A 20,922-nucleotide genomic window follows, 5' to 3' on the forward strand; every position below is an offset into this window, starting at 1 on the left:
GCAATAAAAGCATGAGACACGCTGACATAGGTCAAATGTCTTGTACGTGATGTACGGGGGAATTGACGTGAATAATTTTCTTGGAATTGACTGTGGTTCGGTCAGCCTTAATCTCGTTCTCCTTCGGGACAATTACGAGCCGGAATGTGTGTACTTGCGAACTCGCGGCCGCCCTCTCCAGGCATTCACGAGCGGTCTTAAGGAGCTCATGACCCGGTGCGATAACGATCCCGGAGCGGTTTGCGCGATTGTCACCGGCAGCGGCAGAGAACTCCTCTCCCAGGCGCTTGGAATCCCTGCAGTAAACGAAATCACGGCTCATGCCACAGGCACTCATCGGATCGATCCCAGGGTGAGAACAATTGTGGAAATCGGGGGACAAGACGCCAAGTTCATGCGGATAGAGCCAATATCCGGAAGAATTACTCCCCGCATGCTCGTTTTCAGAATGAATGAAATCTGCGCTGCAGGTACGGGCGCATTTCTGGACGAACAGGCACAAAGATTGGGGATCGAAATCGAATCTTTCGGCAGCATCGGGCTTAAGAGCACCCATCCCGCCCATATAGCCGGCAGATGTGCAGTCTTTGCGAAAACCGATATGATTCATCATGCTCAGGAAGGTACTCCTCTTCCGGACATTCTCATGGGCCTGGCCTATGCGTTGGCACGAAATTACATGGCCAGCCTGATAAAAGGGGAGCATCTGGAACCGCCGGTGTCGTTGCAGGGCGGCGTCATGAGCAATGAAGCGGTTGTCCGAGCTCTTCGCGAATCGTTGGGTTTGCAGCCGGAGGAGATCATAGTGCCTCCCATGCACACGGTTTTGGGAGCGCTCGGTTGTGCCGTACTTGCAGCCCGCGATCACGGGAGTCTGTCCACCTCGCTTTCGGGACTGTGCAAACGAGCCGACGCATATATCGTCAATTCATCTGTGCGGCGTTTGCCGCAATTGGGAAGAAGCAAACCCTTCAAAGCGGAATACGCCGATTGTTCAGCGTCGGATATTCCGGAATTGCCCCTCATCTTGGGACTGGACATCGGGTCCGTGTCTGTCAAAGGCGTTGTCATCGACGCTCAAGGTCGCATCCTGAAACAGGATTATCGTTTATCGCATTCAGAATCAGTGCAGGCGGTTAGGGAAGTAGTGCAGGTTCTCACGGAAGAGGCCCCGTACCCGACCTATATTGCAGTGACCGGAAGCGGCAGAGAGCTTGTAGGGAAACTCCTGGACGCCGATCTGATCGTGAATGAAATTTCCGCCCAAGCCGCTGCTGCTCTGTTTTTCGATCCGAATGCCGATGCTGTGGTGGAAATAGGCGGCCAGGACTCCAAATGGATATCCCTTGCCGATGGCCATATTCAAGATTTCGAGATGAATCGGGTTTGCGCCGCGGGAACGGGAAGCTTCCTCATGGCCCAGGCGGAGCGGCTTGGTTTGACCATGGGGGATCCTTTTTCCGATGCGGCATTCAAGTCTGAAAATCCGGCAGATCTGGGAAACCGTTGCACAGTGTTCATGGAATCCGATCTCATTCATCATCAGAACACAGGTGCATCTATCGACGATCTCGCTGCAGGCGTTTGTGTCAGCATTGTACGGAACTATCTGGAGAGAGTGGCCGGCCACAAGACCCTGGGAAAACGAATCCTGTTCTTTGGCGGTGTTGCTGCGACGTCCGCGGTGAAGGCTGCTTTTGAACAATCGACAGGTAGAGAATTTCAAGTCCCTCCATTTCACAGAGTGTCGGGGGCGTACGGCTCCGCTTTGAAGCTGCTGGAACAGGTCAAGCAACAAGCACTCGTCCCGAATCGCGATCGAGTTTTCAAGTGGGACGACTCTGAAATCAGCGCTTCGTCGTTTTCCTGTAATAGATGCTCCAACACCTGCCGTATCGGAAAATACCTTTTTCGCAATAAGGTGGTTTTTCATGGAGGCATTTGTGAGCGATGGGAATCCGCTGGATTAGATTCCCGTAGACAATCGGCTGACGATTTCTTCACTTTTCGCGTACAAATGCTCGAGAATCTCTGCGCAACCGACGACTCCAATGCTGCTAATGACAATACTTGGTTCATGCTGAGGCATCCGCAGTTCTATGAATGGTTTCCTTTCTGGCACAGCTTCTGCCGGGAATTGGGAATCACCCTGATTCCCGCGCCGAGAATCGATAGGGTCCAGTTTGAAGCAGGTGCAAAGAAGCTTTCCGTAGAAACGTGCATGCCCATAAAAGTCATGGCAGGCCAGCTCAAGAATCTGACTGAATCGGGTGCTCGAACGATTTTTCATCCAGCGGTTCTCGTGGAGCGATTTCAAGAAGAAGAACTACGGCCGGTTGATTTTTGCCCGTATATTCAAGCTTCCTCCCAGTTTTTCAAAGGAAGCTTCGACGTGGATTGGAAAGAGCTTTTTATCCACGGGCGAATAGATCCTGACTCGTTTTTCCATGAGCATACGAAATTCGCCAAGGAATTGGGGTTTTCCGGACGAAAGGCACGAACGGCATTTGAATCGGCAATGGATGTTCAGAGATCTTTTTCCGATAGCTTATTTGATGGAGGCAAGAGATTCCTGGAATCTCTCGGGCCAGATGAAAAAGCCATCGTCCTCTTGGGAAAACCGTACCATGTTTCAGACCCCTTCCTGAACATGAATATCGGGAACATTTTCCATCGTTTGAATATCAGGGCATTGCCGGGCGATCTCTTTCCGCTCGGTCCTGAATTCGGAGAGAGAAGCGTTTCCTGGAAGCATCATTGGCAAACGGTCCGGGTGGCACAGGCAATCGCAACGGACCCGAGGCTTTTTCCGGTATTGCTGACTTTTTTCGGGTGCGGACCGGATGCATTCACGTATCGTCATATTCATCAGGCATTGAAGGGAAAACCGCTGTTAATGCTTGAAATGGACGAACATACGTCCAAGGCGGGAATCATAACTCGGGTTGAAGCATTTCTCGATCGCATTCGGAATGTAAGCCGCAAGACCGCAAAGGACCAAGACGCGACAGCAGTAAAACGAAGACCGCCTGACCCGGGAATCGAATGCCTGTCCGGACGGCTGGATGAAAAGAGAACTTCGCCGATAAAAAAAGTGTACGTGCCGTACATGAGCGACCATTCCTTCGCATTTTCTGCTGCAGCTCAATCCATCGGCATAGAGGCCGAAGTGCTTCCTCCTCCTGATGAAGATTCCGAACAGCTCGGAAGGCCCCATACTATGGGAGGTGAATGTCATCCGTTCGTCCTGATTCTCGGAGATTACTTGAAGATGGCCGCTCGATGCCCATCGCACGAAGCCAGAAAATCGATGTTCTACATTATCGGCCCTGATGCATGCAGGGTGGGCCAATATCCGGTATATATCGGTAAGATCGGACGGCAGCTCGGTTTTGAGATAGAAGTGATCGAAAATGTCGGTCAGGTGCTCACGCGATTAGGGCTCAGTAGATGGGCTGAACAACGAATCCTCCTAAGACTCTGGGAAGGTCTGAATGCATACGATGTTCTGTTACAGGCATTCCTGGCTATTCGGCCTTTTGCACAAGATCACCAAGCGTTGAACGCGAATTATTTCGCTGCAAGAGACATCCTTTTCCGTGCCCTATGTGACGGACACGTTCGTCAGGGAGTGGAAGACGCTTTCAATACGCTTTATCAGTCAGCAGTAAGAGAATCGGAATCGAAACCGGTAATCGCCGTTACGGGTGATTACTATACAAGAATTGTCTCGTATGCGAATAATGGAGTGTACAAAGAGATAGAATCTTTGGGCGGAATTCTCTGGTCTCCGCCGATGTTTTCCGATTCGTTGAAGCTGGGATATTTGAGAAATTTGGTTTGGAGCCTACTAAGCGGCAGATCGAAATCGGCGGCAGGGAACGGTCTTTTATTTGCGCTCCTGAGTCTGCTCGAGTTCCGGATCAAGAGCCCGGACATCGTAAAACGATCCTTATCAGTGCCCTCAGATCTTGCGGGACTCGACCTCTGGCGCAAAGTGTCGCCCCATGCCAGCACAAAACTCCCCACCGGAATAATTGCGCCTCTTGGAACCGCCCTGCAGCAAGTGGATTCCGGTGCTCATGGCATTCTCAATCTTATGGCTCTGAATTGTGCTTACGGGACGGTTATTACCACTGCGCTGCTCCGAACGCTCAGAAACCATGTCAATACGCCAATGCTTACTCTCGTCTATGACGGTCTGAAAAAGACAAATGAGAAAACCAGACTGGAAGCTTTTATGGACCAGGTATGGCAACATTTTAGAGCAAAAACAGGGTAGACGGCGCGGGTCTGTTCGTTTTCGACAGAGTGTTCCGGAAACCCACTCGTTTGCAATATATGCGGGTATCGGCCGACCTCCGTGCCGACTATACCGATTCTCGAAAGTAATCACGGATTGTGAAGAGGAGTTCCCAGCACTTGGTAGCGCCGGCCTCCGTGCCGGCGAACAATTCACCAAACAAATCAATAAGTTCTCGCCGGCAGGGACGCCGGCGCTACTGATTCTTCCCATTGCAGGCATTGGATTCCGTCAAGACTTTCGATAACCGCTATAATAGACTTTGCATTCAAGACGCTAACGACACTGACCTGACTGCGCAGGTCAGTGGCACCCCTTGTATCCGGGATTGATGCGGTTTTGGGTGCCACGGACCTGCCCTGCAGGTCCGTGCTGTCGCCTCAATGAGAACTATCTTGATGGCTTGTCCGTATAGAGCGAATCAGCGTTGTCCATCCGGATCTTATTGTATCGCTTGAGCCGAAATGTGAAGACTAAATATAGCCCTACTTCTTCTAATCTTCTGCAAGCATCTGGTCGCAGACACGTCTCAACTTCGCTTGCCATCGTTTCTGTTTTACGATAAGCTCTATGATCGGATTTTTCCCTGTCCGTAAGCTGAACCCGAAATCCTCGATCCGGATATAATCAGCTACCACTCGAAACGCTCACATTTGTGGAGCTTCCGATGAAAGGAGTTCAATTGATGCGAGTGATTACCGTCTGCGTGGGGAGCGCTTGCCATCTGAAAGGTTCCCACGAGATAATCGATTATTTCAAGAAAGCAATCAAGGATGCTCGTCTTGATAGCGAAGTGGAACTCAAGGGCACTTTCTGCATGGACAAATGCACCGAGGGTGTGAACATTCTGATAGACGAGGATCCGTTTCACGCGAGTTCAGTTGATGACGCGCATCAAATATTTCAGACGGAAATACTCCAAAAGCGCAAATAAGAAGGTGACCTCATGGATCCCGTTACCTCAAAACGCGTACCCTGGAAGAGCTGGAACGATTTTACCGGATGGGCCCAAGATTTTTCTCTGAAGAAGAAAGTCCTGGGAGGATTCCTCGGAGTGGTGATCCTGGTAGGGCTGGTCACCAGTCTCATCGGAACGAGACTTGCCAGAGAAACCATTCTGGAACGTGCCAGAATAAGGCTTTTCAGCGATTTGGCAACCGCAGGTTTCATCTTGAGGAGTTCACAGGAAACCCTGGAGCTCAAGATTCGCCTCGTCACGGGATCGGACAAACTACGGGACCTGATCGAAAAGAAAGATCTGAAGGGGCTTCGAGAACGGCTCTCCATAATTGCAGTGGAAAACGATTTGGATTTTCTTTCGGTGATCGACGCGAACGGAAAGCTGCTCGCCAGAGCTTTTGTAGAGGAGGGAACGCCTGCAAAGATTGCCGATGATGCACTCTTGACTGCGGCAATGGGGGGAAAAGAAGCGTCAGGTCTCATGCTTGTTTCCACCCAGAGACTCGCTCTCGAGAATCCAACCCTTCTACAAAAACTCGATTCCAAAAACGGAATGATCATGGAGGCGGCGCATCCTCTGGTCATCGATTCCAAGACGAACGCCGTGTTGTACGGAGGGACACTACTCAATAATAACAATCTCATTGTAGATCGTATTTCTCATAGACTGTTCAGAGGTGAAGTCTACAACAGAAGAGAATTAGGCTATGTAGCAATCTATCAGCACGATCGTGCAATCAGCTCCACGCTTAAGACCAGAGAAGGGCTTCCGGTGATCGGGTTCATCGCCGATCCCCGGATTCGGGAAGAAGTATTACAAAAAGGACAGTCTGAGATTACCTGGGAATCTCAGATGGGAGCCAAGTATCTTTCTGCAACGGAACCTGTAAAGGATTGGGAAAACAAGATAATCGGTGCCATTCAGGTGGCTACTCTGGAACAACCCATAACTCTGGTTATAGATCAGCTTGTTGCGACGTTTCTCATTGTGGGGTTTTTGGGCGTTCTATTGATGGCTGCAATTTCCTATTATCTCGTTCAATGGATCAATAGACCTCTCGAACAAATGCTTTATGCTGCACGAGGCGCTGCGGAAGGGGATTTAAGCCGCGAAGTGCCGGTCGTGGCACGGGATGAAATCGGAGAATTAGCTGCAACGTTTAATCTCATGATCCGAAATCTCGCGGAATCAAGGAACAAATTGGAAGACTGGGGCAAGCAGCTTGCTTCCAAAGTGGCCGAGCAAACGGGAGAACTCAATCAGGCAAGGGAACAGGTTGCACGCGTCAAGAAGCTTGCCTCACTGGAAAAAATGGCTGACGGCATGGCGCATATAATGCAACACATTTCGGATCCCCTCCTGATTTTTCCCAGCTCCGAGGACGAATCAGGTGCAACCAGCCGTATTCTGGTGCTGGACACCGATGAAAAGGTCTTGGAAATATGTCAACGAATCCTGGAGAGTGAAGGATTCGACGTGAAGACCACAAGATCGGTGAATGAGGCATTGAATGCCCTGGAACAACAGTTCTTCGACATTGTGGTCGCGGACATTGACATGCCTGAAATGGGAGGCCAGGAACTCCTCAAGGAAATCAAATACCGGCAGCCGGAAGTGCTCGTCATCATGACCGCTTCGTTCAAAGCCACTGAAGAAGCCGTCGAGACCGTAAAACTCGGAGCCTTCGACTACATACCTAAACCATTCGGTCCGCATCAAATACTCTTGATGATCTATACCGCTCTGCAAACCAGGGAGATGCTCAAAAAAACTCGTAAACAGCATGCGGAACGAAGAGCCGAGACCATATTCCAGCGATTGCCCGTAGCAATAGCACTGGCGGATGAAGCTCACCGTGTTGTGTATCACAACAATGCTTTCATTGAACTTGCTGCTCCTGACGGACACGAACCGATTCAGGGAAAGACTTTTCGGCAGCTCTTCGGGGTGGATCCTCTTGATAAGGATGAAGAAGATTCCAGCTCAAGATGGCTGCAATTGGAGAAAGTGGGGAGGACGGCGAAGTTGTACAATTTCGAGTTGCCCGAAGAGGATCTCCGGGTATTGATGCTTCTCGACATCACGGAAACTGTCATGAAAGACCAGCAGGCAGACGTCTTCAAAGCCGAAACTATTTCCAAAGCACAACAGGTGATACATCAACAGATGCGGGTTGCCCAGGAAATCGCCGGGCTCCTCGGTGAAACCACTGCTGAAACCAAAGCTGCACTCTTCGAATTGATCAAGCTCGCCGGAGAGGGAGAGTCGAGATGAACGAAGCTCTCTTCATTGAATCCGGGGGTGCCCACGTCTGCAAACACGGCGAAATTCTCTGTGGCGATTCCCTCGGTGTGGCTCCCATCGATCACGGAAAGCTCATGGTCTTGTCTGACGGACTCGGAAGCGGTGTGAAGGCCAATATTTTGGCCACACTTACCACCAAGATAGCCATGCGGCTCATGGAAAGAGGTCTGCCTCTGGAAGAGGTTGTGGAAACGCTCACGGATACCCTTCCTGAATGTAAGGTGAGAAAAATCGCGTACAGTACGTTCACCCTGGTTAAGGTCATGGAAGACGGCAGCGTGTATCTCGCCGAATTCGATAACCCACCTACTTTTTTTCTCAAACGCGGTTATGTGAGCGAACTTAAATACCGGGACCGTGTAATTGGGACACGAAAGATTCGTGAAGCCCGAGTCCGCGTTGAAGCAGGCGACTGGCTAGTAACCGTGAGCGATGGCGAGATTCACGCAGGAATCGGGGGCTTGCTTAATCTTGGCTGGGATTGGGAAAAGATAGCCAAATTTCTCGAAACTCAGGTCTACGATGAGGTGTCGGCTCAAAAAGTAGCCCAGATCCTGGTGGATCAGGCGAAACAACTGTACGAGGGACGTCCGGGCGACGATACGACCGTCGGGGTGCTCAAGATTCGTCCGAAGCGTTTCGCCTCCTTCATGATCGGTCCGCCGGTAAAGCGAGAAGAAGACGAGACAGTGGTGAATCTGTTCCTTTCGTTGCCGGGCAGAAAGATCGTGAGTGGCGGAACGACGGCTGGTATTGTTGGCAAGTTGCTCGGCAAGGACGTGGTAGTCGACTTATCCACCATGACAAACAAAATCCCGCCCACAGGAAAACTCGAAGGAATAGAGCTGGTAACCGAAGGAGTGCATACGGTAAATCATGCTCTGGAAATACTGGAGAATATCACCGACATTGAGGAATTGGTCGGCAAGCGGGATGGAGCCAGCAAACTTGCCTGGGAATTCCTCTATGCCGATTCCATAAGCATATTTCTCGGTCAGGCCATCAACCCTGCACACCTGAATCCCAACTTGCCCCAGGAAATGGGATTCAAGAGCCGCAGTATTCAGGCAATTACCAATCTATTGCGCGAGAGGGGCAAGGAAGTAAAACTCGAGATCCATTGAACCTCAAAAGCAATATTCTCCCGATTCCCAGGTATGCCGAACCACATGATGTTACAAATTGTCCAGTTTCGGCTTCAAATATCGGCTATATTCCTGGTCCATTCCTCGAATGTGTCCGCGAGTCCAATCACCTAACTTGTTCAACACGGAAATAATCAGCGAAGAGTTAACTTCCTGCGTTTTGTACGTCTGAATAAATGTTTGGACTTCATTCACCAGATCTTCGTGGGCTTTTTTGTGAGCTGCGAGTGCTGGATATTTATAGGTAGCCATCAATGCTTCTTCGTCTCCAAAATGTCTAATCGTATAATTTGCCAGAAAATCCAAAAGTTCCCCGACCGCTTCTTTGCCTTTGCCGTCCCAGACTGCATCTCCTAAGACATTAAAACGTCGAAACAACTCTCTATGCTGTTCATCTATCATAGCGATGTTGCAGTTAAGATCGTCTGACCACGGTATCCAATCCGCCATTGTCTCTCACCTTTCATAATGCATTCAGAACTACGTCGTCCGATACATTTCGGAAGCAGTTCTAAAGCTATCTAACAAATTACATACTATACACAAGATGAAAAACATAATGAACGGTAGAGAGCAAGTCAAGAGGCAACAGTTCGTTTTCTCATCCTAGCCGTCAATGCTTTCGGTACATTTGACTACGGATTGACACCAATCCTGGGCTTTGTTACATAGGAGACGTCAACACGTTGTACCGATGCGCGTCCAAAGAAGTGACATTGGATGAAGCCGGCCCTGGCAAATCTCCTCCGCTACGAACGGCGCAGCCTGACTTCGCTTCGGAGACCTGTCAGGGCCGGCAATGAACAAGCCTCTTGATGTTACTTGCATGAAAGCGCATTGGTGTTACTCTCGACTGTATCGAAAGAGTATCATCCAATTCGGCAGCAAGACCACACTGCCTGATATTGGGAAATCTCCCGTCACACGTCCGAGATCATCATCGTGGAACATCATTCATTTCGCAAACGAGGTAAACCAGCATGGCTGATATGGAAGGATTCAAGGAAGCACGCAATATAGCGCTCGCGGGAAATCGAAGAGCAGCAGATTTTCATCTGAAGGGAAGTTCACATCTGGACTGGGGAATGAAGAACCGGATGTCCAGAATCATAAAGGCCGATACAGGCCGTACTGTCATGCTGGCTGTCGATCACGGCTATTTTCAGGGACCCACCTCCGGCCTGGAAAATATGGAAGACACTCTGGCTCCACTTCTGGACTATGCAGATTGTCTCATGCTCACTCGAGGAATATTGAGAACCTCCGTTCCGCCGGGATGCGAAGTTCCCATCGTACTGCGAGTGTCCGGAGGTCAGAGCGTACTCACGGAATTGTCAAACGAGACCCTCACGGTTTCCGCTGAAGATTGCATGCGCCTCAATGCCTGCGGTATGGCTTTCTCCATCTACATCGGGGCACCTCACGAGCATCAGACTTTGGCGGCTTTTGCAGATCTCATTGATGCAGGTTATGCCGCAGGAATTCCCGTGCTTGCAGTTACCGCAGTGGGTCGCGATATGGCCAGAGACGCTCGTTACCTTTCGCTTTCGTCCCGCATGGCTGCCGAGATGGGTGCCAATATCGTTAAAACGTATTATTGCGAAAACTTCGAGCGCGTGACAGGCACATGCCCGGTTCCGATTGTTATGGCAGGTGGAAAGAAGATTGCTGAATTGGATGCTCTCACCATGGCGTACAATGCTGTGACCGAAGGGGCAGTGGGCGTGGATATGGGCCGCAACATTTTTCAGTCTGACTGCCCGGTTGGAATGATAAAAGCGGTACGGGCCGTGGTCCATTATAACGAAAAACCCGAGTCCGCTCTGAAAATCTATGAAGACGAAAAGAAAGCCGCTCGAAAAGCCTCTTAAACCGCTGAGTTTTCAAAGCAGAAAACCGGGGAAACCCTTCTTGTAAGACGGATTGCTCCTTTAGCTGAACTGTCGTGTGGCTGAGACGTGCCGGCCGGAGCCCCAGCGGGGCGATCCAAATGGTAGCCATGGGTGTAACCCATGGAAAAGAAAGATAACAAAACCAAGCGGTGAAGACCCTGGCGGGGTCTAACATCGTTCAACTTGAACTTAGATGGACCCAATGCTGGACCCCTTTCAGGGTCCAATCCTTTATGATATGGCGCGCTGCCCACGGGATGCACCCGTGGCTACTCAGGGTTCGTCCCTCCGGGACTCTAGAGCGTTGGGTCGAGTGGCGCCCAAGGGGTGGATGCCCGGGATTCATGTTTCGGACATCCTTTTGCACGGAGATGTTATGCGAGTAGCAATGTATTACAACAACAATGACGTCAGAGTCGAAGACATGCCTGTGCCTGTCATCGGCCCGAACGAATTGTTGGTAAAAGTATGGTCCAGCGGGATTTGTGGAAGCGATGTCCTTGAATGGTACAGATTACCCAAGGCTCCTTTGGTTCTCGGTCACGAAATAGCAGGCGAAATTGTGGAAACCGGCGACACGGTCAATGGCTGGAAGAAGGGCGATCGTGTTTTCGTATCTCATCACGTTCCCTGTAACATGTGTCGTTACTGCATTTCCGGTCATCATTCCACGTGCGACACCCTTGCCGCTACTACATTCGATCCCGGTGGATTTGCGGAATTTCTGAGGGTCCCGGCAATAAACGTTACAAACGGAACATACCGTCTCCCGGATACTATGCTGTACGATGAGGGAGTGTTCATCGAGCCGCTTGCTTGTGTAATTCGCGGTCAGGAGCATGCTGGTTGGCAGCCGGGAAGAAGAGTCCTGGTCATTGGAGCTGGCATAGCTGGTCTCATGCACATCCAGATGGCAAGGATTTCAGGGGCGAGTCGCATCATAGCCGTCGACATTGCGGAATCCAGGTTGAATACGGCCATAAAATTGGGAGCTGACATAGCCATCACAGCGAGCGAGAATTTGCCGCAACAGGTCATGGAGCACAATGAAGGCCGTCTCGCTGAACTGGTCATTATTTCGACCGGAGCGCCGTCTGCAATTGCCCAGGGAATGCGTTCCGTGGATCGAGGTGGAACAATCCTGTTTTTTGCCCCTTCAGACCCGGGAGCAAAGGTGGAAATACCGTTTAACGAACTCTGGCGCAAAGAAATCACCACGACTTCTTCGTATGCAGGTTCTCCCCGCGATATTCTGGCTGCAATCGAGTTGATAGCGTCAGGCAGGGTGAACGTGAAGGATATGATCACCCATATACTGCCCCTGTCGAGAACCGCTGACGGATTCAGGCTTGTTGCGGAAGCCCGGGAATCCATGAAGGTAATTGTTCGCCCTCAGGAATAACGCGCACAATAGTACGCTCAACAAGAGAATAACGAGCGGGTCAATATGTATTCTACTCCGAAAGAAGAAATAGAATCTCGCATTTCAGCGCTCCAGAGCCTAATGAGGCAAAACGGCTTCGAGGGAGCCATCATTCTCCAGCGCGCGGATTTGTTCTATTACTCCGGAACAGGCCAGGATGCGCATTTGTTTGTTCCGGTAGAAGGCGATCCTCTCCTCCTCGTGAGAAAAAGTTTTGAAAGAGCAGTGGCGGATTCGCCCCTTCAGCACATTTCGGAAGTGAAGAGTTTCTCGCAGTTGAAGCAGTCTATCAACGGAACCGGTCACGGAATCAAGAAATTAGGAATGGAACTGGACGTGCTTCCGGTGAACAATTTCCGAATCTACGAAGACCTTTTCCCCGGAACCGAGATCGCAGACGTGTCGCCGCTCGTCAAGATCAACAGAATGGTCAAATCTCCGTACGAGCTTGCAATTATGAAGCGGGCTGCGGAGTTGAACACCCGTATGTTTTCGTTCGTCCTGGAAGTTCTCAAGGAAGGCATGACCGAGATGGAGCTTTCTGCTCACCTGGAGGCATTCTATAGACAAAACGGCCATCAGGGGTTCGTTCGAGTCAGAAGCTTTAATCAGGAAGTTTTCTACGGGCATGTCATGTCCGGCAGCAATTTGGCTGTGCCGAGCTGTTCCGTGGGACCGACCGGCGGACCGGGCACTAATGCTTCCATGCCTCAAGGCGCGGGACTAAAGCCGATCGGAAGACACGAGCCGGTATCTATCGATTACGTCGGCAGTGTTGACGGTTACATAGTGGATCAAGCGAGAACCTTCTATGTGGGCGAGCCACCTGAAAAATTCGTTCGCGCTCACAACGTTGCGATCGCCATTCAGGAAGCTGTCGTTAAAAGAGGCCTTCCGGGTACCGCTGCTGAGGAATTGTACGACATTTCATTGGAAATGGCGAAAGAAGCGGAACTCCTGGAAGGATTTCAGGGATATCCGCCTGTCCCCTTTCTCGGCCATGGAGTGGGCCTTGAACTGGATGAGTTTCCCGTCATCGGCAGGAAATCCCCACACATTCTTCAGGAAAATATGGTGGTGGCCATTGAACCGAAGTTTATTTTCCCCGGCGAAGGAATGGCAGGGATCGAAAATACTTTTGTAGTGACAGCCTCAGGTTTGAAGAGAATTACGCATTTTGACGATTCCATTCAAGTCGTGCCGTGTTGAGGTCACAATGGGCCTTGTCCTCTTATAAGTCAGTGCCAAAAATTGTGTCATTTATCCCTCGTGTGAATTACCAGGATATTGGTAGGGACCGGCGTCCCTGCCGGTCCATTCTATCGATATCATTGATCATGTTGAAGATGTGCCGGCACGGAGGCACGGCACCCACCAATATTCCTAAATCTTCAATCGGTCACTAATTTTGGCAACTGGTTATAATCTTAGAGTTGAGTTATTGCTCTCGACACACTAACAGCATATGAATTGTTGCATTCCAGGATATTTTTTCCCTGGCGAGGTGAGAGCAGTGCTATACTTCAGCAAATGGCACAAGGAGTCCTCATGCGCGATTATACATTATTGGCCCGGCAGATTCTTGAGGATCTTCGTGAGGAAGTGGATGAAGAGACTCTCAGGAATAAATACAATCTTGCTCCGGAAAGTTTATTAAATATTCTCCTAACCTTGGAAGAGCAAGGACTCATTTTTAAAATTGATGGACGTTTCATTGCGCCGGATATGCGAAGTATCTCTGCAATCGATATGGTTCGCGATATTCAAAACGGTATGGATGAAGCAAAGCTACAGGAAAAATATGGACTCAGTTTACAGGGTCTCGCGAGTTCCATAAGACTGCTGGTCGAAGGAAACCATTTGACGCGTTCCGATCTGGCCGAGCGAGACCTATTGTTTCAGGAAGTCATGGACCCGGGCCTTGCGAGGGAGTCTCGCAGGTACTATCTGGATTTCGATCTTCCCATTTTCGATATGGGAACGCCCATGTTGAGGGGGAGGGTGAACGATCTTACGGAAAAAGGCCTGGGGACTATAGGGATTCCTTCGCGCCCTGATGAAATCAAGCACTTCATGATTAATCACGAGAAGTTCGTCTTGCTAAAACCCTTCGCTTTCCAGGCACGCTGCCGATGGTCTCGTCAGAACGCGGCTTCAGGTGATTTCATTGCGGGCTTTGAGATTTCGGAGATTTCGCCTGAGGATTTTGCCGAATTGCGCAAACTGTGCAAGATGGTCACTTTTTACGTGTCCCCCGAAACACCGGTGAAATTTGGTTCATAAAATTGTCGATGTTTGCACGTGATCCGTTGTCCAAGTACTCGAGAGATCGCTACGAGGACACAACACGCTGTCCACGGCAACTGACATAATATCAATTTGCATTCAAAACTCCCCCATTCCCCCTTTAATAAAGGGGGGTAAGAGGGGATTTTTCGTCTCACTTTGAAAGCAAATTGGCATAAGGTACTAGTACATGGATCCGGGTACAATCGGCAAATGGATAATCATTTCAGGCCTTGTTCTTGCCGCGGTGGGAGGAATCATCTGGATTGCGGGAAAGATGGGTATTCCTTTCGGCAGCCTTCCAGGGGATATTTCAATTGACCGTCCAGGATTCTCGTTCAGGTTTCCTTTAGGAACGAGCATCCTGGTGAGTATTATTCTCACCATACTGCTGAATGTGATCATTTGGATATTTCGGAAATGATTACGTCCTCGTCGGAGGAATTTGACACGAGGGCTCGTTCCACGGCCTCATGGAGAAAGAGTTCGCAGTAATCACAGAGATAATTGAGCTTCTCGTCCACCTCGTTTAGATTATGCGACGCCCGCATTACGCATCGTCCTGTATGACAATGGGAAAGACCGAATGTGTGGCCGATCTCGTGGAGCGCGACTTTGACCACGCGGTCCAGGAATTGTTCTCTGGAAACCGGATCTCCGCCGGGTCCCTGATGCAGCCGATGATACGACATGACTGCGCTTGCACCGTCCATGTATGCTTCACCGAAGACATACGTCAATATGGGATTACAAAGGTCTTTCCCGGTGATGCCGATCGTTTTCATGCTCTTCGTATGGTTTTCCTTTATGAATCGTATGATTGTCATGGCATTGTACTGATTCCTGGATTCCATGTATGCATCATCCGGCATGGGAATGGCTGCGAGCAGGTCCACCGGCAGCCTGAGCGATCCCTGGAGGCTGTCCGCTACAACACGAAGAATGTCCTGTCCGACATTCCCTAACGGTAATACCGCGATTATTCCTCCACGTTGCGGTTCAGGCTGGGATTTCTTTTTTTTCACCGTGATCCGCCTGCCCCGTCTTTGGAGTTTTGCTGTTGAATTCCGTATTTGCGGATTTTCTTGTGGAGCGTGGTTCGATCTACCTCGAGAATCTTGGCAGCTCGAGTGATATTCCAACCGGTATCCGCCAGGACATGTGCGATGTGGTCCGATTCCGCCGATTGAAGAGACCTGGAAAATCCCTTGACCGGAATGCATATCTCTTCGGGTGCGAGATACGCGAATGACTCCGCAGTGATCATGCGTTTACGAGCAGTCACCACCGCGCGTTCAATCACGTTTTCCAATTCCCGTACGTTTCCCGGCCATGTATAGTCCTGGAGAATTTTTACGGCACCCTCGTCTATGGAATCGACGCTCCTATTGGTTTCCATGGCAAACCGTTTCACAAAGTGCTTGGCAAGAAGCGCAATGTCTTCTTTTCTCTCTCTCAGAGGAGGGACGCGGAGCGTGATCACGTTGATCCGATAGAAGAAGTCCTGTCGAAAACTTCCATTGGCGATCATTTTGTTGAGATCCTGGTGCGTTGCGCTTATCAGCCGAAAATCCGCCTTGATCGGTTCCACCGAGCCCACTCTATAGAATTTCCTGTCTTGAATGACTCGAAGCAAGTCCACTTGCATTTTCGGCGTTATCTCACCTACTTCATCGAGGAACAAGGTGCCGGTTTCCGCAACCTCAATGAGGCCTCTTTTCGGTCGAATCGCTCCGGTAAAAGAGCCTTTTTCATATCCGAAGATTTCACTTTCAATGAGTGATTCCGGAATTGCTCCGCAATTTATGGGAACAAAAGGGCCGCCCATCCTCTTGCTCAGGGCATGAATTGCCCGGGCAATCAGCTCCTTTCCTGTGCCGGTCTCACCCAGGATGAGGATAGACGACTCACTTCCTGCAACCTCGCTCACTGTTTCAAAAAGTTCGCTCATGGCCGGCGATGTTCCGATGATCTCATCCAATCCGCCCTTGCATCGATTCACTTCAGCCCGTAAATACTCTGTTTCTTCTACCAATCTCCGATGTTCGAGCAGCTTTGCTACGAGCAGCCCCAAGCCCTCAGGATCGAAAGGTTTGATGAGAAAATCGTTTGCACCGAGTCTGAGTGCCTGCACAGCGTGATCGACAGTACCGTACGCAGTAATTATCACCACAAGCGTGGTTGGAAAGAGTTCCTTGACTTTCTCGAGCAGACCGAAGCCTCCCATTCCCGGCATCTTTATGTCCACAAACAGAATGTCATAGAAGCTCTGTTCCATAAGCTTCAGAGCATCTTCTGCCGATTCCGCCTTGTGTACCACCGAGCCCTCTTGTTCCAACCACGCCGAGAGCGACTCTCTGACGATCAGTTCGTCATCAACCACCATGAATCTGTGTCTTCGGCTCATGGAACATCGCCTCCCTTATTCAGAGCATTGCGGAAGTTTGTTCTTCGGAATCGATCTTCTGAAAACGGGGAGAGTTATCACGAAAGTAGCGCCCTCATCCGCATCCTTCTGGAGCTCGATAGTGCCTTCGTGCTGGATAACGATCCCGTATACCACGCTCAATCCCAAACCCGTTCCTTTTCCGAATTCTTTTGTCGTGACAAAAGGTTCGAAAAGATTTTCCTGCAAGCTTTTCGGAATACCCGATCCCGTGTCGCTGATTCTAATCTGTACGCCGTCCGCATCCGGTTTATAGTAAGCTTGAACGGTAATAGAACCTCCCCTCGGCATCGCTTCCACGGAATTCAGCACCAGATTGAGAATTGCCTGCTTCACTTGATTACGATCTCCCCGCAAAGGTGGAAGGTCTTCGCTCAGATCCTTATGAAATGATATGCCCTGAAGCTCCATACGATTGCCCACCAAAAGCTCGACCTCATCCAGCACTGAATTTAAGTGCACCGGTGTTTTCTCCAGAGTTCCAAGACGGGCAAAAGACAGGAGACTTCGCATGATATCTCCGCATCGCGCGGATTCCCCTGCTATGAGATCCAGGTACATACGAAACTTGTCAATCTGTTTTGCATCCAGGTTGCCGGAATCCAGGGACGATTTCATCAGCTTGGAAAAGGTGAGAATTCCCTGAATGGGGTTATTGATATCATGCACAGCCGCAGCAGCGAGTTTGCCGAGAGCCGCCATTTTATCATGGTGCAGGATTTGGGAGAAATCATGCTTCATGGACCGCGCCTGGCGGTCGAGAACCGGAGCAAAACCTCTGGTCACATCTTTCCAGACCATCAGAACACATTTCTTGCCTGATTCATCCAAACCCAGAGGATAGGCACTGATTGTAAAATAACGGTTGCGATGTTCTCTTCGTTCTTCTCTGACCAAATGAGTGGAGTGGCCGGTAAGGAAAACTTGTGAAGCAGGACAGCCGGCAATCTCGCATGGTTCCATTCGACGGTGAATTACCCAGTGGCACGGACGGCCCAAACACCCTTTCTTCGACATTTTCGTCCGACTTAGAATGGCATTGTTGATATCAAGCACGCGAAAATCTTCATCAATAACCAGGATACTCACGCCGGAACCTGCCATGAGCACCTCTTTGATCAATTCCACATTGCGCAGCTTGGTCTGGGTGGTTCCAAGTTGTCCCGAAACTCTCTTGAGGGCTCGCAGAGCTTCCACATCAAACGGTCCCATGATCTGTACTTCTTCTGGTACTGTATTCAGTAATTCCCGGTGAAATCTTCTGTTGTCGGACGTGAGAACGATGATTTCCGGACTGCATTCTTCCATGGCAATCCGGTAATCCGTATAAAGAGGGACTCTGCACGCCTTTTTCGTGAGCCTGGCAGTGGTCTCGTCGTAGGCAAGTATGATAATCCCCGCAAGTTTCAGTTTGTAGCCGAGAGTTTTCAGGGAATCGATTGTTTCACTGATAAGAGACGGAAGGGGAGTATCCACCACGACCAGGGCTCTAAGGTGTCTTTTCCGCGAAGCCTCTGCATTACGCTTCTGGGATCGGCCGTCTTGATTCATGTGTGCACCATCCGCGATGCTGATTAATTCTAGCAAAAAAAGGTTTTCTTACAAAGAAGGTTAATGAGTAAGTGAGAAGAAGCGACCGCAAAGAATACTACTAAACAGGTTCGACGGATTGCTTACTCTCCTTTCTCGAACCATAACGCATTGCGTACACTTTCGTAAGCTCTGCCCCGAAAAAAAACACTTGAGCGGAATAGTACACCCAAAGAATAAGAACCACGAGCGATCCTGCCGCCCCGTACACGGAGAGAATCACGCTCATTCGCGGTACATCCCAAAAGCGAATTTGCCCACAAGAAAGAGCAGCGTGGCCACAGCCGAACCAAGCCATACGTCTTTCCACGCGATGGGTGTTTCGGGGACCAGCTTATAGGTAAGTGCAAGAAGTGCCGGAATCACGGCAAATGTGACCAGCACGTTAAGACCTTCGATCAGGTACGCGGGAATATGAACTAATCCTTCGAGAATAGCATTCGCCCCGGCAAGTACCGCCGATGCCGTTATCGAAAAGATCAGAAGAACGCCAAAACTTACCACGAAAATAAAGGAAACCGCTCGTTCGTAAAGGATGCGAAACCCTCCCTTGCTGTGCACCCCCCAAATGTTGTTGAGCGAACTCTGTAGTTCCACAAAAACCGCTGTCGCAGATAATAATGCGGCTCCGAAGCCGATTATCGGGAGCCGATTTCCTTTTAATTCTCCCCAGAAACTGTCCAGCACAGCAAACAGGTAATCTGCAGAATCCGGGCTGATCATTCGTTGGATTTGATGCGTTAGCTCCGATTTCGCCGTTGCGGCGCCTACGAATAACCCTGCGATCCAGAGGCCGAACAAGAGCACGGGACCTACGGAAAAGGTCGTATAAAACGCAAGTGCCGCAGCCATTCTCATTGCATTATCGTGGCTCCAATGCTCAAACGTTTCGACAAGGACAGCCCATATTTCACTCAGCACAAAACGGAATTTAGACACCGCACGCTCACTTCGGTCGACTCGGACAACCGGCAGGAATTTGCCGCTCAGTTCCAACTCAGTGTAGCAGGGCTGTAAGTTTTGTGAAAGTCAGGACTTCCATCCGCTTGATAGATGCGAAGCAACGTTCCTGGTTCATTACTAATATATGGAAGAGCGCCGACTGCCGATGAAGTGGACGAAAGAGTCAATTTCTGGAGCACATCATGATCTTCAAAGATAGAATAGATGCCGGTAAGCAACTTGCTAAAGCTTTGGTCCAGTATGCGAACCAAGCGGATCTGGTGGTGTTGGCACTGCCGCGAGGCGGTGTTCCCGTAGCTTATGAAATTGCCGAGGCTCTAAACGCGTCGCTTGACGTATTTGTTGTAAGGAAGCTGGGGGTTCCAACTCATGAAGAATTAGCCATGGGTGCCATTGCTTCCAGGGGAACTCTCATCGTCAATCGCAACGTCGTGGAGGCATTTGGCATTGACGAGTCACGCCTGGAACAGGTGGCGCAACGCGAGTTAATGGAACTCACCCGGAGAGAGAAAGCATATCGGGGGGAACGAGAACCACTCGCTGTCAAGGGCAAGAAAGTAATACTCGTGGATGACGGCTTGGCAACAGGTGCAAGCATGCGAGCTGCAATTGCGGCGCTGAAAACCCTAAGCCCTGCCTCGTTGATCGTAGCGGTTCCGACAGGGCCACGGGATGTGTGCCGGAAAATCGAGGGTGAGGTCGATGAACTTGTATGCTTGACTCAGCCTGAACCGTACGAATCAGTGGGCACGTGGTACGTCGATTTTTCTCAAACCGACGATGACGAGGTCCGAGAACTTCTCTCCCGGGCAGAGATGCGATTTATGCGGTCTCGTCATGCGGAAACGGAAAAAGGAACAAGCTATGAGCACGTTTTCTGAGAAAACCATTCGTGTCCCGGCCGGACCTCACGTACTTGAAGCAAATTTGAACATTCCGGATGAAGCTCAAGGCGTGGTGGTTTTTGCACATGGAAGCGGAAGCGGAAGGCTGAGTACCCGGAATAGATCGGTTGCCCGAACACTCTTCGACCAGGGCATGGGAACACTTCTTATCGATCTTCTTACGGAATCTGAAGAAAAAATTGACTTTCTTACAAGACAATATCGATTCGATATCGATTTACTGGCAAAGCGCCTGATCAAGATTATTGACTGGCTCGTCTCTTACTCGGAAACCGACAAACTCCGCATAGGATGCTTCGGATCGAGCACGGGCGCAGCGGCCGCTCTCATTGCTGCGGCAGAACGCCCCAGGAATGTCTGTGCCGTGGTTTCACGTGGTGGACGGCCTGATATGGCACTGCATGTGCTGTCTGAAGTGAGAGCGCCTACGCTGTTCGTTGTGGGAGGCAACGATCGTACAGTTTTGCAACTGAACGAAACCGCGTATAACCAGCTTCAAACGAAAAAGCGCCTGGAAATTGTTCCGGGAGCATCGCACCTGTTCGAAGAACCCGGAGCCCTCGAAACAGTTGCTTCACTGGCTGCAGAATGGTTTTCCATTCACCTGAATCGTGATGAATCATATCCTGCGAATGAACGCTCGTGCGACTTTCATTCGGAGCAACAGTCTCTTTGATACTCTGAGATGAACAAGAAGCAAAATC

General features: G+C 50.2%; 17 protein-coding genes. 11 read left to right on the plus strand and 6 right to left on the minus strand.

What is annotated here, in order from left to right:
- Positions 1-67 precede the first annotated feature (67 nt).
- The 4 genes from DESTI_RS02395 (at position 68) to DESTI_RS02410 (ending at position 8,692) form a co-directional block, all read left to right on the plus strand.
- On the plus strand, positions 68-4,282 hold the full coding sequence (locus DESTI_RS02395) for an acyl-CoA dehydratase activase (RefSeq protein ID WP_169316365.1): 4,215 nt from the start codon (positions 68-70) through the stop codon (positions 4,280-4,282).
- Positions 4,283-4,970: 688 nt separating this feature from the next.
- Positions 4,971-5,237 (plus strand): (2Fe-2S) ferredoxin domain-containing protein, encoded by a 267-nt coding sequence (locus DESTI_RS02400; protein ID WP_083846595.1) that lies wholly within the window; start codon positions 4,971-4,973, stop codon positions 5,235-5,237.
- A 12-nt stretch (positions 5,238-5,249) separates the two neighbouring features.
- Positions 5,250-7,538 (plus strand): response regulator, encoded by a 2,289-nt coding sequence (locus tag DESTI_RS02405; RefSeq protein WP_014808375.1) that lies wholly within the window; start codon positions 5,250-5,252, stop codon positions 7,536-7,538.
- Positions 7,535-8,692: a SpoIIE family protein phosphatase gene (locus DESTI_RS02410; RefSeq protein ID WP_014808376.1), complete on the plus strand. Its 1,158-nt coding sequence runs from the start codon at positions 7,535-7,537 to the stop codon at positions 8,690-8,692. The genes DESTI_RS02405 and DESTI_RS02410 overlap by 4 nt, the downstream gene beginning before the upstream one ends.
- Before the next feature lie 51 nt (positions 8,693-8,743).
- On the opposite strand, the gene DESTI_RS02415 is transcribed toward DESTI_RS02410, so the two are convergent.
- Positions 8,744-9,163 carry a bacteriohemerythrin gene (locus tag DESTI_RS02415; RefSeq protein ID WP_014808377.1) on the minus strand — a complete coding sequence of 140 codons (420 nt, stop codon included), beginning with the start codon at positions 9,161-9,163 and terminating at the stop codon, positions 8,744-8,746.
- 530 nt (positions 9,164-9,693) lie between these two features.
- Here DESTI_RS02415 and lsrF point away from each other — a divergent pair.
- The 5 genes from lsrF to DESTI_RS02440 all read left to right on the plus strand — a co-directional run bounded on the left by lsrF (position 9,694) and on the right by DESTI_RS02440 (position 14,738).
- Positions 9,694-10,584 (plus strand): 3-hydroxy-5-phosphonooxypentane-2,4-dione thiolase, encoded by an 891-nt coding sequence (lsrF, locus tag DESTI_RS02420; protein ID WP_014808378.1) that lies wholly within the window; start codon positions 9,694-9,696, stop codon positions 10,582-10,584.
- Positions 10,585-10,981: 397 nt separating this feature from the next.
- Entirely contained in the window at positions 10,982-12,007 is a 1,026-nt protein-coding gene (locus DESTI_RS02425; protein ID WP_041285896.1) for a zinc-dependent dehydrogenase, read from the plus strand.
- 45 nt (positions 12,008-12,052) lie between these two features.
- Positions 12,053-13,237 carry a M24 family metallopeptidase gene (locus DESTI_RS02430; protein WP_014808380.1) on the plus strand — a complete coding sequence of 395 codons (1,185 nt, stop codon included), beginning with the start codon at positions 12,053-12,055 and terminating at the stop codon, positions 13,235-13,237.
- A 339-nt stretch (positions 13,238-13,576) separates the two neighbouring features.
- Positions 13,577-14,311, plus strand: a complete 735-nt coding sequence (locus DESTI_RS02435) for a PilZ domain-containing protein (RefSeq protein ID WP_014808381.1) — start codon at positions 13,577-13,579, stop codon at positions 14,309-14,311.
- A gap of 193 nt (positions 14,312-14,504) precedes the next feature.
- Positions 14,505-14,738 carry a DUF2905 domain-containing protein gene (locus DESTI_RS02440; protein ID WP_014808382.1) on the plus strand — a complete coding sequence of 78 codons (234 nt, stop codon included), beginning with the start codon at positions 14,505-14,507 and terminating at the stop codon, positions 14,736-14,738.
- On the opposite strand, the gene DESTI_RS02445 is transcribed toward DESTI_RS02440, so the two are convergent.
- From DESTI_RS02445 to DESTI_RS02460, 5 genes are all read right to left on the minus strand, one after another.
- Positions 14,716-15,339, minus strand: coding sequence for an archaemetzincin family Zn-dependent metalloprotease (locus DESTI_RS02445; protein ID WP_014808383.1), 624 nt, complete (start codon positions 15,337-15,339; stop codon positions 14,716-14,718). The genes DESTI_RS02440 and DESTI_RS02445 overlap by 23 nt on opposite strands.
- On the minus strand, positions 15,336-16,721 hold the full coding sequence (locus tag DESTI_RS02450; RefSeq protein ID WP_014808384.1) for a sigma-54-dependent transcriptional regulator: 1,386 nt from the start codon (positions 16,719-16,721) through the stop codon (positions 15,336-15,338). The genes DESTI_RS02445 and DESTI_RS02450 overlap by 4 nt, the downstream gene beginning before the upstream one ends.
- A 15-nt stretch (positions 16,722-16,736) precedes the next feature.
- Positions 16,737-18,311 carry a two-component system sensor histidine kinase NtrB gene (locus DESTI_RS28325; RefSeq protein WP_014808385.1) on the minus strand — a complete coding sequence of 525 codons (1,575 nt, stop codon included), beginning with the start codon at positions 18,309-18,311 and terminating at the stop codon, positions 16,737-16,739.
- A 100-nt stretch (positions 18,312-18,411) separates the two neighbouring features.
- Positions 18,412-18,579 carry a YhjD/YihY/BrkB family envelope integrity protein gene (locus DESTI_RS31555; protein ID WP_157212083.1) on the minus strand — a complete coding sequence of 56 codons (168 nt, stop codon included), beginning with the start codon at positions 18,577-18,579 and terminating at the stop codon, positions 18,412-18,414.
- Positions 18,576-19,289 carry a YihY/virulence factor BrkB family protein gene (locus DESTI_RS02460; RefSeq protein ID WP_052315986.1) on the minus strand — a complete coding sequence of 238 codons (714 nt, stop codon included), beginning with the start codon at positions 19,287-19,289 and terminating at the stop codon, positions 18,576-18,578. The genes DESTI_RS31555 and DESTI_RS02460 overlap by 4 nt, the downstream gene beginning before the upstream one ends.
- A 206-nt stretch (positions 19,290-19,495) precedes the next feature.
- Between DESTI_RS02460 and DESTI_RS02465 the strand changes: the two genes are divergently transcribed.
- Together DESTI_RS02465 and DESTI_RS02470 are read left to right on the plus strand one after the other, a co-directional pair.
- Entirely contained in the window at positions 19,496-20,194 is a 699-nt protein-coding gene (locus DESTI_RS02465) for a phosphoribosyltransferase (protein WP_014808386.1), read from the plus strand.
- Complete coding sequence (locus DESTI_RS02470; protein WP_014808387.1) at positions 20,178-20,894, plus strand: dienelactone hydrolase family protein; 717 nt, start codon at positions 20,178-20,180, stop codon at positions 20,892-20,894. Before DESTI_RS02465 ends, DESTI_RS02470 begins: the two co-directional genes overlap by 17 nt.
- Positions 20,895-20,922 lie beyond the last annotated feature (28 nt).

It is taken from the genome of Desulfomonile tiedjei DSM 6799 (assembly GCF_000266945.1).
GTDB classification, from domain to species: Bacteria; Desulfobacterota; Desulfomonilia; order Desulfomonilales; family Desulfomonilaceae; genus Desulfomonile; species Desulfomonile tiedjei.

Coding starts and splice junctions, on each gene's coding strand:
- DESTI_RS02400 (WP_083846595.1), top strand. CDS start 4,971: ATGAAAGGAGTTCAATTGATGCGAGTGATTACCGTCTGCGTGGGGAGC.
- DESTI_RS02405 (WP_014808375.1), top strand. CDS start 5,250: ATGGATCCCGTTACCTCAAAACGCGTACCCTGGAAGAGCTGGAACGAT.
- DESTI_RS02410 (WP_014808376.1), top strand. CDS start 7,535: ATGAACGAAGCTCTCTTCATTGAATCCGGGGGTGCCCACGTCTGCAAA.
- DESTI_RS02415 (WP_014808377.1), bottom strand. CDS start 9,163: ATGGCGGATTGGATACCGTGGTCAGACGATCTTAACTGCAACATCGCT.
- lsrF (WP_014808378.1), top strand. CDS start 9,694: ATGGCTGATATGGAAGGATTCAAGGAAGCACGCAATATAGCGCTCGCG.
- DESTI_RS02425 (WP_041285896.1), top strand. CDS start 10,982: ATGCGAGTAGCAATGTATTACAACAACAATGACGTCAGAGTCGAAGAC.
- DESTI_RS02430 (WP_014808380.1), top strand. CDS start 12,053: ATGTATTCTACTCCGAAAGAAGAAATAGAATCTCGCATTTCAGCGCTC.
- DESTI_RS02435 (WP_014808381.1), top strand. CDS start 13,577: ATGCGCGATTATACATTATTGGCCCGGCAGATTCTTGAGGATCTTCGT.
- DESTI_RS02440 (WP_014808382.1), top strand. CDS start 14,505: ATGGATCCGGGTACAATCGGCAAATGGATAATCATTTCAGGCCTTGTT.
- DESTI_RS02450 (WP_014808384.1), bottom strand. CDS start 16,721: ATGAGCCGAAGACACAGATTCATGGTGGTTGATGACGAACTGATCGTC.
- DESTI_RS28325 (WP_014808385.1), bottom strand. CDS start 18,311: ATGAATCAAGACGGCCGATCCCAGAAGCGTAATGCAGAGGCTTCGCGG.
- DESTI_RS31555 (WP_157212083.1), bottom strand. CDS start 18,579: ATGAGCGTGATTCTCTCCGTGTACGGGGCGGCAGGATCGCTCGTGGTT.
- DESTI_RS02465 (WP_014808386.1), top strand. CDS start 19,496: ATGATCTTCAAAGATAGAATAGATGCCGGTAAGCAACTTGCTAAAGCT.
- DESTI_RS02470 (WP_014808387.1), top strand. CDS start 20,178: ATGAGCACGTTTTCTGAGAAAACCATTCGTGTCCCGGCCGGACCTCAC.